This is a genomic window from Streptomyces solitudinis (assembly GCF_036323765.1).
In the GTDB taxonomy this organism is placed as follows: domain Bacteria; phylum Actinomycetota; class Actinomycetes; order Streptomycetales; family Streptomycetaceae; genus Streptomyces.
Genome location: NZ_JAZDCW010000002.1, coordinates 140,071 through 156,355, shown reverse-complemented (window position 1 = coordinate 156,355; position 16,285 = coordinate 140,071). Strand labels below are relative to the sequence as shown.

General features: G+C 74.2%; 11 protein-coding genes. 5 read left to right on the top strand and 6 right to left on the bottom strand.

Going from position 1 to position 16,285, the window contains the following annotated elements; translation table 11 throughout:
- Positions 1-300: 300 nt before the first annotated feature.
- The 6 genes from V1J52_RS04405 to V1J52_RS04380 all read right to left on the bottom strand — a co-directional run bounded on the left by V1J52_RS04405 (position 301) and on the right by V1J52_RS04380 (position 9,870).
- Complete coding sequence (locus V1J52_RS04405) at positions 301-2,172, bottom strand: ABC transporter ATP-binding protein (RefSeq protein ID WP_330138249.1); 1,872 nt, start codon at positions 2,170-2,172, stop codon at positions 301-303.
- A complete protein-coding gene (locus tag V1J52_RS04400; protein ID WP_330138248.1) occupies positions 2,169-4,016 on the bottom strand; it encodes an ABC transporter ATP-binding protein in 1,848 nt (615 codons plus the stop codon). The genes V1J52_RS04405 and V1J52_RS04400 overlap by 4 nt, the downstream gene beginning before the upstream one ends.
- 148 nt (positions 4,017-4,164) lie before the next feature.
- The gene (locus V1J52_RS04395) at positions 4,165-6,576 is read right to left on the bottom strand and encodes a beta-xylosidase/alpha-l-arabinosidase (RefSeq protein WP_330138247.1); all 2,412 of its coding nucleotides are present in this window, start codon (positions 6,574-6,576) and stop codon (positions 4,165-4,167) included.
- Positions 6,577-6,646: 70 nt separating this feature from the next.
- Complete coding sequence (locus tag V1J52_RS04390; protein WP_330138246.1) at positions 6,647-7,603, bottom strand: carbohydrate ABC transporter permease; 957 nt, start codon at positions 7,601-7,603, stop codon at positions 6,647-6,649.
- A gap of 6 nt (positions 7,604-7,609) precedes the next feature.
- On the bottom strand, positions 7,610-8,560 hold the full coding sequence (locus V1J52_RS04385) for a carbohydrate ABC transporter permease (protein ID WP_330138245.1): 951 nt from the start codon (positions 8,558-8,560) through the stop codon (positions 7,610-7,612).
- Positions 8,557-9,870: an extracellular solute-binding protein gene (locus tag V1J52_RS04380; protein ID WP_330138244.1), complete on the bottom strand. Its 1,314-nt coding sequence runs from the start codon at positions 9,868-9,870 to the stop codon at positions 8,557-8,559. Before V1J52_RS04380 ends, V1J52_RS04385 begins: the two co-directional genes overlap by 4 nt.
- A gap of 162 nt (positions 9,871-10,032) precedes the next feature.
- Here V1J52_RS04380 and V1J52_RS04375 point away from each other — a divergent pair, with 162 nt between their 5' ends.
- The 5 genes from V1J52_RS04375 to V1J52_RS04355 all read left to right on the top strand — a co-directional run bounded on the left by V1J52_RS04375 (position 10,033) and on the right by V1J52_RS04355 (position 15,857).
- Entirely contained in the window at positions 10,033-11,097 is a 1,065-nt protein-coding gene (locus V1J52_RS04375; RefSeq protein ID WP_330138243.1) for a LacI family DNA-binding transcriptional regulator, read from the top strand.
- Positions 11,098-11,615: 518 nt separating this feature from the next.
- On the top strand, positions 11,616-12,797 hold the full coding sequence (locus tag V1J52_RS04370; protein WP_330138242.1) for a Gfo/Idh/MocA family protein: 1,182 nt from the start codon (positions 11,616-11,618) through the stop codon (positions 12,795-12,797).
- A complete protein-coding gene (locus V1J52_RS04365) occupies positions 12,794-13,714 on the top strand; it encodes a DUF6807 domain-containing protein (RefSeq protein WP_330138241.1) in 921 nt (306 codons plus the stop codon). The genes V1J52_RS04370 and V1J52_RS04365 overlap by 4 nt, the downstream gene beginning before the upstream one ends.
- Positions 13,708-14,463, top strand: coding sequence for a cupin domain-containing protein (locus V1J52_RS04360; RefSeq protein ID WP_330138240.1), 756 nt, complete (start codon positions 13,708-13,710; stop codon positions 14,461-14,463). The genes V1J52_RS04365 and V1J52_RS04360 overlap by 7 nt, the downstream gene beginning before the upstream one ends.
- Positions 14,460-15,857 (top strand): endo-1,4-beta-xylanase, encoded by a 1,398-nt coding sequence (locus V1J52_RS04355; protein WP_330138239.1) that lies wholly within the window; start codon positions 14,460-14,462, stop codon positions 15,855-15,857. Before V1J52_RS04360 ends, V1J52_RS04355 begins: the two co-directional genes overlap by 4 nt.
- Positions 15,858-16,285 lie beyond the last annotated feature (428 nt).

Here is a 16,285-nt window from a genome sequence, read left to right as displayed (position 1 = left end):
TCCAGTTCCCCGCCCCCGAGTTCCTGGACGACCTCAGGATTTCGTTCTTCATCCGGGACGGCATCAACCGCTACCTGACCGGCCTTCCGCCCACGCCGCGCCTTTCCTGGTGACGGGTGGGACTGCCTGTGGCCGGGACGGTAGGAAGGACTCCTCTCACGTATCCCGGAAGATCGCAAAGACCAACAACTGATTACTACTGACCGTAACCGTTGCTCATGATCGCCGGGATCTGCTCGGACAGTGCTCATGGTCACGCGGGATTGTTCACGGAATCGCGGATCCTGGATCCCGGGCCGCTCAGCCCAGGCTCTCCCGCCAGGCGCGGTGCAGTCGCGCGAACCCGCCCGTGCCCGCCAGCAGGCGCGCGGGCGGGCCGTCCTCCACGATCCGCCCGTCCGCCATCACCAGCACCCGGTCGGCGACCTCCACCGTGGAGAGCCGGTGTGCGATGACCACCGCCGTGCGGTCGCCCAGCACCGTGTGCATGGCGCGCTGCACGGCCTGCTCGCCGGGCACGTCCAGCGAGGACGTCGCCTCGTCCAGGATCAGCACCGCCGGATCGGCCAGCAGCGCCCGCGCGAACGCCACGAGCTGCCGCTGCCCCGCCGAGATGCGGCTGCCCCGCTTGCGCACGTCGGTGTCGTACCCGTCCGGCAGCGCGGCGATGAAGTCGTGTGCCCCGATGGCCTTCGCCGCCCGCTCGACGTCCTCCCGGGTGGCGTCCGGACGTCCGATGGCGATGTTCTCCGCCACGGTGCCGGAGAACAGGAACGCCTCCTGCGTCACCATCACCACGCCGCGCCGCAGCTCCGGCACGGCCAGCTCCCGCAGGTCGGTGCCGTCCAGCAGGACCCGGCCCGCGCTCGGGTCGTAGAAGCGGGCCAGCAGCTTGGCCAGCGTGGACTTGCCCGCGCCCGTCGTGCCGACCACCGCGACGGTCTGCCCGGCCGGGATCGTCAGGTCGAACCGGGGCAGCACCTCGCCGCCGGTGCGGTACCCGAAGCTGACGCCCTCGAAGGTGACGGTGCGGGCCGGGCCGCTGCCGCTCGCGGGCGGCAGCGGGCGCGGCCGTTCGGGCTCGGGCACGCCGGGCCGCTGGGCCAGCAGTCCGGCGATCTTCTCCAGCGAGGCCGCCGCCGACTGGTAGGAGTTCAGGAACATGCCCAGCCGGTCGATCGGGTCGTACAGCCGCCGCACGTACAGCGCGGCGGCGGCCAGCGCGCCCAGCGCCAGCGTGCCGTCCGCCACCCGGTAGGCGCCCCACAGCACGATGGCGGCCACCGCGACGTTGGCCGTCAGCCGGGAGAGCACCACGTAGCGGGCCATCTCCAGGATCGCGTCTCCGTTGACCCGCAGGTGGTCCTCGTTCAGTTTCCGGAAGGCGGTCTCGTTCGCCTTCTCGCGGCGGAAGGACTTCACCGGCCGGATGCCGTTCATCGTCTCGGCGAACTTCACGATGAGGGACGCGATCGCCGTGGAGCGCTTGCGGTACACCCGCATCGAGCGCCGCCGGAAGTCGCGCACCAGCAGCAGCAGCGGCACGAAGGAGGCCAGTGCGGCGCCGCCGAGGCCGAGGTCCAGGTAGAGGAGCAGCATGGCGATGTAGCCGACCGAGACGATGACGCCCAGCAGCTCCTGGAGCCCCTCGTCCAGCAGCTCGCGCAGGGCCTCCACGTCCGTCGTCGCCCGGGAGATGAGCCGTCCGGAGGTGTAGCGGTCGTGGAAGTCCACGCTGAGCGCCTGGGCGTGCCGGTAGATCCGGCCGCGCAGCTCCAGCAGCACGCTCTGGTTGACGCGCGCGGCGGCCCGGGTGAAGGCGTACTGCAGCCCGCCGGAGGCGATGGCGCACAGGGCGTACGCCACCGCGAGCACGACCAGCGGCCCGTGCCGGCCGTCCCGCAGCGCGGGCACCGCGTCGTCGATGGCGAACGCCACCAGCAGCGGGCCGCCCTGCACGGCCGCCTGCTGGGCGAGCAGCAGTCCGACGGCGACGGCCACCCGCAGGCGGTGCGGCACGAGCAGCGAGCCGAGCAGCGTGCGGGCCGCGTCCTTCGGGGCGGGCAGCACGTCGCGGTCGAAGGGATCGCCGTCCCCCTCACCGTGCGGGGCCGCCGGATCGGACGGCGGCGGCCCCGGGCTCGCCGGAGTGGCCGTCGAGGTCGTGGTCACCGTTCCCCCTCGTCTTCTGCGGACATCGTGGTGGGCGAGCCGTCACCGGACATCAGGCGGCGGTACTCGGCGCTCGCGGCGCTGAGTTCGCGGTGCGTGCCCACGGCCGTGACGCGGCCCTGCGACAGCAGCGCCACGCGGTCGGCCAGCAGCACCGTGGAGGGGCGGTGGGCGACGACCAGGGCCGTCGTCGTCGCCAGCACCTCGCGCAGGGCGGCCTCCACCTTGGCCTCGGTGTGCACGTCGAGGGCGGACAGCGGGTCGTCCAGCACCAGGAAGCGCGGCCGTCCCGCCACCGCGCGGGCCAGCGCGAGCCGCTGGCGCTGGCCACCGGACAGGCTCAGCCCCTGCTCACCGACCTGGGTGTCCAGGCCGCGCGGCAGCGCGGAGACGAACCCCTCGGCCTGCGCGACGCGCAGCGCCCGCCACACCTCCTCGTCGGTGGCGTCCGGCGCGCCCATCACGATGTTCTCCCGCACGGACGCGGAGAACAGCGTCGGCTCCTCGAACGCCACCGCCACCAGGGCGCGCACCTCGGCGCGCGGCAGCGTGGCGGTGTCCGTGCCGTCCAGGGTGATGCGGCCCGCGGTGACCTCGTGCAGCCGGGGCACCAGCGCCGTCAGCGTCGTCTTGCCGCTGCCGGTGGCGCCGACCAGCGCGACCGTCTCGCCGGAGGCCACGTGCAGGTCCACGCCGTCGAGCACCGGCCCGGCCGCCGGGTCGGCGTCCGGGTAGCGGAACCGCACGCCGGAGAACCGCAGCCCCGTCTCCGTCTCCGTCCGCGCCCCGGCCGCCGCTCCGGGCCGGGAGCGGTCCGGGACGGGCTCGGCGGGCACCGGCTCGTCCAGGACCTCGAAGTAGCGGTCGGCGGCCGTGGCCGCCTCGTTGCTCATGGCCAGCAGGAAGCCGATCGACTCCACCGGCCAGCGCAGCGCCAGCGCCGTCGACAGGAACGCCACGAGCGTGCCCGCCGACAGCGCGCCGTCCGCCACCTGCACGGTGCCCAGCACCAGCGCCGTGCCGAGCGCCAGCTCCGGCAGGGTGAGGATCAGCCCCCACACCGTCGCCAGCAGCCGCGCCTTGTGCAGCTCGGTGCCGCGCAGCCGGTCCGACAGCGCGCGGAACGCCCGCGCCTGGCTGCGGTGCCGCCCGAACCCCTTGATGATCCGGATGCCGAGGACGGCCTCCTCGACGACGGTGGTCAGGTCGCCCACCTGGTCCTGCGCGGTGCGTGCGACGAGCGCGTACCGCTTCTCGAACATGGCGCACAGCGCCACGAGCGGCACGACGGGCGCGAGCAGCACCAGCCCGAGCGTCCACTCCTGGACAAGGAGGATCGCGCAGCCCACCAGGATCGTGACGCTGTTGACGAACAGGAACGTCAGGGGGAAGGCCAGGAACAACCGCAGGAGCTGGAGGTCGGTGGTGGCCCGGGACAGCAGCTGCCCGCTGGCCCAGCGGTCGTGGAAGGCCACGGGCAGCCGCTGGAGGTGGGCGAACAGATCCGCCCGCATCGACGCCTCCACCCCGGCGAGCGGCCGGGCCACCAGCCACCGCCGCAACCCGAACAGCGCCGCCTCGGCCACGCCGATCACCAGCAGCAGCGCGCCGCCCCACCACACCCCGGCGGTGTCCCGGGCGGCGACCGGACCGTCGATGATCCACTTCAGGGCCAGTGGGATGACCAGTCCGGTGCAGGACGCGACGACGGCCACGAGCGCGGCGGTGCCGACCCGGGCGCGCACCGGCCGGACGTAGGGCCACAACCGGGACAGCGAGCGCACCGCCGACCGCGGCGGGCCGGGGGGCGCGGGGGCGGGGGGATTCTCGACGGCGGCACTCATCAGGAGTGATCCTACGATTCACCCCTGACGCGACGCACCGTATTTCCCGCCGTCCGCGCAGCCGCGGAACCGTGCGGGCGTGCCGCCGCCGGCCGCGCGGTGGCGCGGACGGCGGGTCAGGCGCCCCGGCCGGGCCGGGGCGCCCCGGTCACGCGGTGCCGGGCGGCGTCAGCTCGGTGGGGCAGGACAGGACGCGGTCGGAGCCGACGCGGCGCTCCGGGCCGGTCAGCCGCACCCGCACCGTGTGGCGGACGTCCGTGCTCGACGCGGCGAGCCGCAGTTCCAGCTCGCCCGGCTCCACGACGCGGTCCCCGGCGAGCCCGGTGAACGACGCCAGGTCCGCGTGGAAGCGGAACCGCACCCGCTGGGCCGCTCCGGCCGCCAGCGGCACCCGCGCGTAGCCGATCAGCCGCACCTCGGGCCGGGTCGTCTGGGCGACCGGGTCGTGCAGGTAGAGCTGCACGGTCTCGATGCCGTCCCGCCCGCCGGAGTTGCGCACCGTGAGCGAGACGTCCACGGCGCCGTCCGTGGCGAGTTCGGTGGCCGGGACGTCCACGTCCGTCCAGTCGAACGACGTGTAGCTCAGCCCGTGCCCGAAGGGGTGCAGCGGCGTCGGGTCGATGCTGCTGACCTCGCTCCTGCCGCCCAGCGGCGGCTGGAGGTACGTCCACGGCTGGCCGCCGGGCTGGGCGGGGACGCTGACGGGCAGCCGCCCGGAGGGGTTCACCCGGCCCGAGAGCACCCCGGCCACCGCCGGGCCGCCCTCCTCGCCGGGGAAGAACGCGACCACCGAGGCGGCCAGCCGGTCCGACCAGCGGCCCAGCGCGTAGGGGCGGCCGGTGAGCAGCACCAGCACCACGGGCGTGCCCGTGGCGACCAGGGCGTCCAGCAGCTCGCCCTGGACGCCCGGCAGGGCGAGGTCGGGCGCGTCGCAGCCCTCGCCTGAGGTGCCGCGCCCGAACAGGCCGGCGCGGTCGCCCAGGACGGCCACGCACACGTCCGCGCCGGCGGCCAGTTCCGCCGCCGCCGCGAGCCGGGAGATGTCGGCGCCGGTGACGTCGCAGCCCTCCGCGTACGCCACGTCGGCGGCGGGGAACTCGGCGCGCAGGGCGTCCAGCACGGTGGGGATCTCCACGCCGAGCGGCACCTCCGGGTGGACGACTCCGACGTGGGCGGGGAAGGAGTAGCAGCCCAGCATGGCGAACGGGTCGTCGGCGCGCGGCCCGACGACCGCGACGCGGGCGCCGGGCACCGGCGCCAGCGGCAGCGCGCCGCCCCGGTTGGCGAGCAGCACGCACGACCGCTCCGCCAGGGTGCGGGCCAGCGCCCGGTTCTCCGGCGGGTCCAGGTCCACGCTGCCCTGCGGCGCCTCGGGTGCCGCGGTGTGCGCGAGCGCGGGCGGCACCGGCGACCAGCCGGCGTCGAGCAGGCCCAGTTCGCACTTCTGCCGCAGCACCCGCCGGGCCGCCCGGTCCACGTGGTCCTCGGGCACCCGTCCGGCCCGCACCGCCTCGACCAGCGCGTCGCCGTAGCAGCGGACGGTGGGCAGTTCGGTGTCCACCCCGGCCGCCAGCGCCAGCCGGGCGGCGTCGCCGGGGCCGTCGGCGACCCGGTGCAGCGTCTCCAGGAAGCCGATGCCGAAGTAGTCGGCGACGACGGTCCCGGTGAAGCCCCACGTCTCGCGCAGCAGGCCGGTGAGCAGGGAGACGTCCGCGGCGGCCGGGACGCCGTCGATCTCGGCGTAGGAGTGCATCACCGAACGGGCGCCCGCCCGCAGGGCGGCCTCGAAGGGCGGCAGGACGACGTCGGCCAGCTCCCGCCGCCCGGCCCGCACGGGGGCGAGGTTGCGGGCACCGGTGGAGGCGGCGTAGCCGGCGAAGTGCTTGAGCGTGGCGACCACGCCGGCCTCCTCCAGCCCGCGCACGTAGGCGGCGCCGATGGAGCCCACCAGGCAGGGGTCCTCACCGATCGTCTCCTCGACCCGGCCCCACCGCGGGTCGCGGACGACGTCGAGGACCGGCGCGAGCCCCTGGTGGACGCCCACCGACGCCAGGTCGTGTCCGATGCGCCCGGCCATCTCGGCGACCAGCTCCGGGTCGAAGGTGGCGCCCCAGGCGAGCGGCACCGGGTAGGCGGTGGCGCCGTGTGCGGTGAACCCGGCCAGGCACTCCTCGTGCGCGATGGCCGGGATGCCGAACCGTCCGGCGGCGGCGATGCTCTGCTGCGCGCGGACCAGGCTCAGCGCGCCGCGCGCCGGGTCCACCGGCGCGGTGCCGAAGACGCGGGTGAGCTGGCCCAGGCCGCGCGTGACGAGCGCGTCCCAGTCGACCTCCCCGCCCATCTCGTTCTGGTAGGGGGCCACGCCCTCCCCGTCGCCGTCGGCGCCCACCCAGACGCCGTAGAGCTGGGCGGCCTTCTCCTCCAGCGTCATCCGGCCGAGCAGGTCGGCCACCCGCGCGTCGACGGGCAGCGCGGGGTCGCGCCACGGGGCCGCGCCGGTGACCTCCGCGGGGTCGGCCGCGACGGGCGCGGCAACTTCCTGAGCCGGGCGGATGGTCATGGAACGGGGTTCCTCTCTGTTGTCCTGCGTGGGGTGCGGGTGCCCCGCGTGCGGTGCGGGGCCGGGCGGGCTACTTGCCGCCGACGCCCATGAGCCCGCTGATCAGCGCGCGCCGCGCCACCAGGTAGACGGCGAAGATGGGGACGCCCGAGAGCACGACCGCCGCGAGGAGCGCGGGGATGTTGATCCCGAACTGGCCCATGAAGTTGAACAGTCCGAGGGTGAGCACGCGCGGTCCCTCGGACTGGGTGAGGATCAGCGGGAAGATGAAGCCGTTCCACGCCTGGAGGGCGGAGAAGATGCCCACGGTGCTGATGCCCGCCTTGGACAGCGGCACGGCGAGCTGGAGCAGCATCCGCAGCGGGGTGGCGCCGTCCAGCGCCATCGCCTCGTACAGCTCCTCGGAGATGTCCCGCATGGTGCCGGTGAGGACGATGACGGCGACGGGCATGGCGAACGCGGCCGTCGGCAGGATCACCGCGGGCAGCGTGTCGTACAGGCCGAGTTCCGCGATGAGCAGGTAGAGCGGCACGAGGACGGCCTGCGCCGGGATGGCGACGCCCAGCAGGAACACCCGGAACGCCAGGCCCGACAGGCGGCTGCGGGTGCGCACGGCGACGTAGGCGATGGGCACCGACAGGACGAGCACGAGGGTCACGGTGGCGACGGCCACCAGCGCCGTGTTGCCCATGAGCCGGGGGAAACCGCTGCTCAGGACGGTGTTGTAGTTGTCCAGGGACGGGTTCTGCGGCGGGGTGAGCGGGTTGCCGGTGAGCGCCTGCGTCTGGTCCATCAGCGACGCCGAGACCAGCGTGTACAGCGGCACCAGGACGACGATCAGCCACCCGAAGGAGCCGAGCCCGGCCAGCGGGTTGAGTCGGCGCCGCAGCGGTCGGCGGCCTGCCGCCGCGCGGTGCGACAGGGCCGAGGCCCGCCGCGTGCGGCGCGGCGGGGTGTCACCGGGGCGTGGTGCGGGCGGCGCCCCGTGGGCGCCGCCGGACGTGGCTTCGGTGGTGCCGGTGGGCATCGGTCGTCACATCCCCTCTCGGGTGCTGCGCATCGCGCCGAAGCCGGTGAAGCGCACCAGCAGGAGCGACAGACCGGTGGCGGCGACGACGAGGAAGGTGGCGATGGCGCTGGCGTAGCCCAGGTCGTAGCTCTGGAAGCCGGTGCGGTACATCAGGTAGGGCAGGATCGTGGTGTCCGTGCCGGGACCGCCCTTGGTGAGGATCAGGACCGTCTCGAAGTAGGTGAGCGTGCCCACGACCATCAGCACGGTGGAGGTGGTGATGGTGTTGCGGAGCTGGGGCAGCGTGATGGAGAAGAACCGGCGCAGGCCCCCGGCGCCGTCGATGGCGGCGGCCTGGTAGAGCACCTGCGGGATCTGCCGCGCGCCGCCCTGGTAGATCAGCGCGTGGAACGGGATGAACTGCCAGCCGCCGACGAACACGACGGCCAGGAAGGCGCCCGTGGACGAGCCGAACACGTTGCCGTTCTCCAGCCCGAACCAGGGCCCGATCTGCCGTACGACGCCGAAGTTCGGGTCGAGGAAGGAGTGGAAGAGCAGCGCGATGGCGGTGCTGGACAGCAGCAGCGGGAGGAAGAACACCGCCGAGAGCACGGCGCGGTTGCGCTGCCGTCCCGCCGCCCACACCCCCATGAGGAGGGCGACCGGCGTCTGGAAGGACCAGCTCAGCACGAGCATCATCCCCGTGAGCCCGGCCGCCTTGGCCATCTCCGGGTCGGCCAGCAGCCGCGACCAGTTGTCGAGACCGGTGAACTGCGGCGAGGTGAGGCCGTCCCACTCGGTGAAGGAGAGGTAGACGGCCAGCAGCAGCGGCACGATGGCGAAGAAGACGAAGAACGCGATGCCCGGCAGCGCCCACGCCGCGCTGGGGCGCGCGACGCTGCTGCCCGCGCGGGCGGCGCCGCCGCGGCGCCGCCCGGTGCGGGGTGGTGCGGTGGGGGGTGCGGCGGACGTCACGCCAGTCCCTTCATCGCTTCGGTGAACGCCTGGGGGGAGGACTGGCCGACGAACAGCTTGTTGATCTCCGTGAGCATGGGCGTGGCCAGGTCCGCGCCGAGCGCCTGGTCCCAGGAGAGCGTGAAGCTGGGGGCGTCCTCGACGAGCTGGTACTGGAACCTGGCGAACTGCGGGCTGGGGGAGGCGTCGAGCAGGTTCTCCGCGCCGGTCGTGGTGGGGATGTCGCCGTTGTCCACCAGCGCCTGCGCGTACTGCTCGGAGGCCATCTCGCGGAAGAAGGCGAGCGCCGGCTCGTGGTCCTTCACGCGGGCGTTGAGCGACCAGTAGTTGGTGGGGTTGCCGACGACGTTGCGCAGGTCGCCCTTGCCGCCGGGCAGGGACGGGAAGAGGGCCCAGCCCAGGTGCTTCTTGGCGAAGTCCGGGTACTTGCCGAGCTGGGTCGCGTACTCCCAGGAGCCCATCAGGTGCATGGCGGCCTTGCCCTGCGCGAACAGCGCGGGGGCGCCGCCGCTGACGTAGCTGACCGAGCTGAAGTTGTCGCCGAAGGCGCCCTGGTCGATGAGGTCCTTGACGGTCTGCGCGGCCCGCAGCACCGCCGGGTCGCCCCAGCCCTCGGAGTCACCGGCCTGGATGCGGGCGAAGACCTCGGCGCCGCCGATGCGGTCCACGAGGTACTCCAGCCACATCAGCTCCGTCCAGGTGTCGGAGCCGCCGAGGGCGAACGGCGTGATCTTCTTGCCCAGCAGGGTGTCGATGAGCCGCTCCATGTCCTGCCAGGACTCCGGCGGGGTCAGCCGGTGCTCGTCGAAGACGGACTTGTTGTAGAAGAGGATCACCGGCTGCATGCCGCGCATGGGGATGCCGTAGTTCCGCCCGGCCAGGGTCCCGGCCTCCAGCACGGCGGGCAGGAAGCCGTTCGCCAGCTGTGCGTCGGAGCGGACGGCGTCGGTGAGGTCCACCAGCTTCCCCGCCTCCTGGAACGGCCGGATGCTGCCGCCGCCCCAGTTGAAGAAGATGTCCGGGCCGCTGGGGGAGCCCATGGCGGTGCGGAGCTTGGTGCTGTAGTCCGAGCCGGGGATCGGCTCCAGCTTGATGCGCACGTCCGAGCCCTTGTTGAAGCGGCTGACGGCGCCCTCCTGCACCTTGACGGCGTCGTCGCCGTAGACGAAGGCGGTGAGGGTGCCGCCGCCCGAGCCGGGCTGGGACCCCGAACCGCAGGCGGAGACGGCCGCGGCGGCCAGGGCGGACGCACCGGCCGCCAGCACGCCGCGCCTGCTGAAAGTCCTGTCGGTGAACAAACCCGGCGTCATGGCAGCGCCTCTCTTCGAAAGATTTCGGAGGTGTTTCCGAATTTTCGAGCAACGTAGGGTGCCGTACGCGCCGCGTCAAGACGTCGCGCGGCGGCTCTTTGCGGAGCCCGCGCGTCCACGCCCGCCGGGGGCCGACGCCGGTGCGGGGCTACCATCGCCGTCATGAGTTCCGCAGAAGCACAGCCCCGCGGTGCGCGTCCGCCGCACCGTGACCGCGGTCAGGCGGGCGGCGCCGCCACCCTCGCCGAGATCGCCAGGGCGGCCGGAGTGTCGGCTCCGACTGTTTCGAAGGTGCTCAACGGCCGGGCTGACGTCGCCGCCGGGACCCGCTCGCGGGTGGAGGAGCTGCTCGTCCGGCACGGCTACCGCCGGCGCCGCGCGGAGGCCAGCCGCTCCCCCCTGCTCGACCTGGTCTTCCACGAGCTGGAGAGCGCGTGGGCGATGGAGGTCATCCGTGGCGTGGAGAACGTCGCGCGGCAGGAGGGCCTCGGCGTCGTGCTCTCCGAGAGCGACGGCCGCCTCACCCCCGGGCAGACCTGGGTGGAGCGCATGCTGGCCCGCCGCCCCCAGGGCGTCATCCTCGTCCTCTCCGGCCTGGACGAGTCCCAGCGGGCGCAACTGACCAGCCGCAACGTGCCGTTCGTGGTCATGGACCCGGCGGGCGACCCGGGGGACTCCGTCCCCTCGGTCGGGGCCACGAACTGGCAGGGCGGACTCGCCGCGACCCGGCACCTGGTGGAACTGGGCCACCGCAGGATCGCCGTCATCGGCGGCCCCCGGCGCATGATGTGCAGCCGCGCCCGCATCGACGGCTACCGGGCGGCGATGGAGGCAGCGGGCCTGCCCGTGGACCCGCAGCTCATCCGCGAGGGCGACTTCCACCACGAGGCGGGCTTCCGCGTCGGCGGGGAGCTGCTGCGGCTCCCCGACCCGCCGACCGCCGTCTTCACCGGCAACGACATCCAGGCGCTCGGCCTGTACGAGGCGGCCCGCGAGCTGGGGCTGCGGGTGCCCGAGGACCTGAGCGTGGTCGGCTTCGACGACCTGCCGCTCAGCCGCTGGGTCGCGCCGCCGCTCACCACGGTGCGGCAGCCGCTCACGGAGATGGCCGAGGCCGCCGCCCGCATGGTGCTGGACCTGGGGCGGGGGGAGCGGCCCGCCGTCACCCGGATCGAGCTGGCCACCAGCCTGGTCGTGCGCAGTTCCACCGCTTCCCCCACGCGCTGAGGCGCGGTGTGGGACGGTGGGGCGGGGAGCGCTCCCACGAACTGCGCGCCGACGTATTGACGGCTCACGGCGAAGACTCCTAACGTCACCGAAGCAGATCGGCGCTTTCTTCGAAACATTCGAAGAGGTGCGCGGACGGTCGGCGGCACCCGTGGCACCGGGCACACCCGGTGCGCCCGGGTCGTCCGCGCCCCGGGACCGGACCGTTCCACCCGGCACGCCCGGCACCGCCGCACGACCGCGCACGCCTCGTACGTCCCGCACGCCTCGAACGTCCCGCACGTCCTGAGCCGCCCCCACGTCCGTCGCAGCCACCCGTCCCGCACCGCCGCACGCACCAGCGCGCCGCGCGCACCGCCGCACCCCACCGCGCGCCGCGCACCGCACCCGCAGCATGCCCGCACCACCCGCACGTTCCGCTGTCGCCCCACGCGCGAAGGGAGGCACGCGGGTCCGCGCGACCGCCCGGCCCGGCCCCGTCCGGCCAGGCGGCCCGCGTGCGCAGGCCCGTGCCCGCCATGCCCCACAACCGGCCCGTCCCCCGCCCCGCCCAGGACCCCGCCCCCCACCGGCCGCCGGGCCGCCCGCTGCGCGCCGCCATCGTCGGCACCGGCGGTATCGCCGAGGTCGGGCACCTGCCCGCCCTGCGCAGCCAGTCCCACCGCGTGGACCTCGTCGCCGCCGTCGACACCGACCCCGCCCGGCTGCGGGACTTCACCACCCGGCACGGCATACCCGCCGCCCACACCTCCGTCGCCGCCATGCTCGAAGCCGAGCGACCCGACCTCGTGCACCTGTGCACCCCGCCCGCCGCGCACGCCGACGCCGTCGTCGGCTGCCTGGAGGCCGGAGCCTGGGTGTGGGTCGAGAAACCACCCGTCCTGTCCCTGGCCGAGTTCGACCGCATCGAGGCGGCGGAACGTCCCGGCGGCCCCTACGCCAGCGTCGTCTACCAGCACCGCTTCGGCTCCGGGGCCCTGCGGCTCGCCGAACTCGCCGCGTCCGGAGCGCTCGGCCGGCCGCTCGTCGCCCAGTGCGTCACCGCCTGGTACCGGGGCCACGACTACTACGAGGTGCCCTGGCGCGGCCGCTGGGCCACCGAGGGCGGCGGCCCCACCATGGGCCACGGCATCCACCAGATGGACCTCATGCTCTCCGTGCTCGGCGAATGGGCGGAGGTCCGGGCGATGGCCGGGCGGCTGGACCGCTCCGTGGAGACGGAGGACGTCTCGCTCGCCCTCGTCCGCTTCACCTCCGGGACCGTCGCCACCGTGCTGAACAGCGTGCTGTCCCCGCGCGAGGAGAGCCGGCTGCGCTTCGACTTCCAGGACGTGACCGTGGAACTCACCCACCTGTACGGCTACGGCGACGCCGACTGGAGCGTCACCCCGGCGCCCGGCGTCCCCGAGGCCGCCGTCCGGGCGTGGCACGAGGCGGCCGCGTCCGGGGAAGTGCGCAGCTCCCACTCCGCCCAGTACCCGCACGTGCTGGACGCGCTGGAGCGCGGGCAGCGGCCCCCCGCCAGCGGGCGCGCGGGCCGCGAGACGCTCGAACTCGTCACCGCGCTCTACCGCTCCGCCCTCACCGGGCAGCCCGTCCGCCGCGACCAGCTCGGCCCCGACGACCCCTTCTACCACCGCCTGCACGGCGACACCCCCGGCTGGGCGCCCACCGTCCGGACCCTCCAGGAGCCCGCATGACCACCGACGCCCGCACCGCCGCCACCGCCCACGACGAGGACGCGGCCACCGTCTCCCTCAGCGCCGCCGGCACCGAACTGCTGCGCTACCACTACCGGCCCGGGCTCCCGGCCGCCGAGTGCCCCATGCCCTACGCCCACCCGCTGCGCACCCTGTCCGGCGGCACCGTCACCGGCAACCGCCCGCACGACCACCGGTGGCACAAGGGCCTGTCCATGACCGCCTCCCACCTGTCGGGCCAGAACTTCTGGGGCGGCGGCACCTACACCCCCGGCGCCCCCGGTTACGGCTACCTGGACCTGCCCAACGTCGGACGCATGGACCACGTCCGCTTCACCGCCCCGGACAGCGGCCACGGGTTCGGCGAGGAACTGGCCTGGCACACCGCGGACGGCGAGCACTGGATCACCGAGCACCGGAAGCTGGCGGTGCGCGACGTGGACCCGGACGGCGGGAGCTGGACGCTGGAGTTCACCTCCGAGCTGCACAACGTCCGCGCCTCGACGCTGGAGTTCGGCAGCCCCACCGTCTTCGGCCGGGAACTGGCCGGGTACTGCGGCTTCTTCTGGCGCGGCCCGCGCTCCTTCACCGGCGGCCGGGTGCTGCTGTCCGACGGCACCGAGGGCGAGGCGGTCATGGGCCGCCCGGGCCAGTGGCTGGCCTTCACCGGGCGGTTCGACGGACGCGACGGCGCCGCCACCCTCGTCTTCACCGCCGCCCCCGACCACCCCGGGCACCCCCCGCACTGGTTCGTGCGCAGCGAGCCCTACCCGGTGGTCAACCCCTCGCTGGCCTTCTACGACGCGCTGCCGCTCGCGGCGGGCGAACGGCTGCGCCTGGCCTACCGGCTCGTCGTCGCGGACGGCGAGTGGGACGCCCGGCGGATCGCCGCGCACCTCGCGGACCACCCGTGGTGACGCCCCCGCCCGCGCCCGCCTTCCCCGGCGGCACCGCCGTCTCGGGCCTCACCGTCTACGACTGGCCGGCGCCGGACGGGCTGCGCGGCGGCTCCCCGCACGTCCACCTGGCCTGCACCGAGGGGTACGTCGTCGCCGCCGGTGAGGGCAGCCTGGACACCCTCACCGCCGGCGGGCCGGCCAGGACGCCGCTGCGCCCCGGCGCCGTCGCCTGGTTCGGCCCCGGCACCGTCCACCGCGCCGTGGTCACCGGTGAGGACGCCCTGCGGGTGGTCGTCGTCATGCAGAACGGCGGCCTGCCCGAGGCGGGCGACGCCGTCTTCACCTTCCCGCCCGAGGTGCTGGCCGACCCGGTGGCGTACGCCGCCGCCAGCCACGCCGACGACGCCGCCTCCGCCCGGCGCCGCCGCGACCTCGCCGTCCGCGGCTACCGCGACCTCCTCGCCCGCACCGCAGCCGGGGACACCGAGGCGCTGCCGCGCTTCTACCGGCAGGCCCTCGCCCTGCGCCGCGACCGGTTCCCCGACTGGGCCGAACGCTGCCGCACCGGCGCCCGGCGGGCCGCCGACCGCACCGAGGAGCACCTCGCCGCCCTGACCGACGGACGCATCGGCCACCTGCTGGACGCCTCCGTCGCCACGGCAGCGCCACCGTCCGCGCGCCGCTTCGGCATGTGCGGACGCCTGGACACCTACGACCTCACCCCCCACTTGGCCGCACCCACCACGGAAGGAACCCCCGACCCATGAGACCACCCCGCTCCCGCCTGGGCCGCGCCCTGGCCACGGGCGTGCTGTGCGCCGCGACGGCGCTCGGCACCCTGGCCACCGGCGCCGCCCCCGCTCAGGCCGCCGACCAGCCGCTGCGCGACCTGGCCGATGCCAAGGGCATCCACATCGGCAACGCGCTCGCCGGTTCGAAGCTGACCAACAACGCCCGCTACCGGGAGATCGCCGCCACCGAGTTCAACTCGGTCACCGCGGAGAACGCGATGAAGTGGGGCGTGCTCGAACCCAACCGCGGCAGCTACAACTGGGGCGAGGCCGACCAGCTCGTCGACTTCGCCGAGGCCAACGGCCAGCAGGTGCGCGGCCACACCCTCATCTGGCACAGCCAGAACCCGGGCTGGCTGGACAACGGCGACTTCAGCGCCGCCGAGATGCGCCAGCTCATGCGGAACCACATCGAGACCACGGTCGGCCGCTACGAGGGCCGCATCGCCGTGTGGGACGTCGTCAACGAGATGTTCAACGACGACGGCAGCTTCCGGCGCACGATCTGGTACGACGCGCTCGGCCCCGACTACATCGCCGAGGCGCTCACCCTGGCCCACGAGGCCGACCCGACCGCGAAGCTCTACCTCAACGACTACAGCGTCGAGGCCGTCAACGCCAAGAGCACCGCGATGTACAACCTCGCCCGCGACCTCAAGGCCCGCGGCGTCCCGCTGCACGGCATCGGCCTCCAGTCGCACCTGATCCTCGGCCAGGTGCCGTCCACCATGCAGGCCAACATCCAGCGCTTCGCCGACCTCGGCCTGGACGTGGACATCACCGAACTGGACGTGCGCATCCAGATGCCCGCCAGCGCCGACGAGCTGCGGCGCCAGGCGGACGACTACCGCGCCGTCTTCGACGCGTGCCTGGCCGTCAGCCGCTGCCAGGGCGTCACCGTCTGGGGCGTCGGCGACAACGACTCCTGGGTGCCCGACGTCTTCGAGGGCTACGGCGCCCCGCTGATGTACGACGGCAACTACCAGGCCAAGCCCGCCTACGACGCCGTCGCCGAGGCCCTCGGCGGCACGACCGACCCCGGTGACCCGGGCGACCCGGGGGACCCGCCCGGTGACGGCTGCGTGGCCGACTACGCCGTGGCCAACGAGTGGAACTCCGGCTTCACCGGCAACGTCACCATCCGCTGCACCGGCTCCTCGCTGAGCGGCTGGACGGCGACGTGGGACTTCCCGGCGGGCCAGCGCATCAGCCACGCATGGAACGCCTCGTGCACCCAGTCCGGGGCCCGCGTGACCTGCACCAACGTGAGCTGGAACGGCACCGTCCCCGCGGGCGGCTCCACCACGTTCGGCTTCAACGCCACCACCAGCGGCTCCAACCCGGCGCCCGCGTCCATCACCCTCTCCTGACCCGGAGGCGGCCCGCCCGGCCGCCGCACCTCCCCACCGGGCAGCACACCCGGGCCCGGCGGGAGCGTCCCCGACGCCCCGCCGGGCCCGGCCGTGCGACGACGCTTCCGTCCGGCACCTCCGACACCCTCGCGAGGGCGGGCCAGTCCCGCACGGGACGCGGGTTCCGCGGGTTCAGCGGGTCGAACGATCCAGCGATCAACGGGCGGCTGCGCGACCATACCTGGCCGGTATCTGGGGTTCTGTGCCCGATCGTCTTCGGATGGCGGCGCTCTGGCCGCCTCTCCGTTGGGCCCCCTGTGCGCAGGCGTGCGATCGCGTCAGGATGTGGCGACCGAACCGTGCGGGGAAAGGGCGGACGACCGTGGGCGAGCATCGCAAACCGGACCCGGACCCGGGACAGGGCACGCCGCCGCCGGGCAACTCCG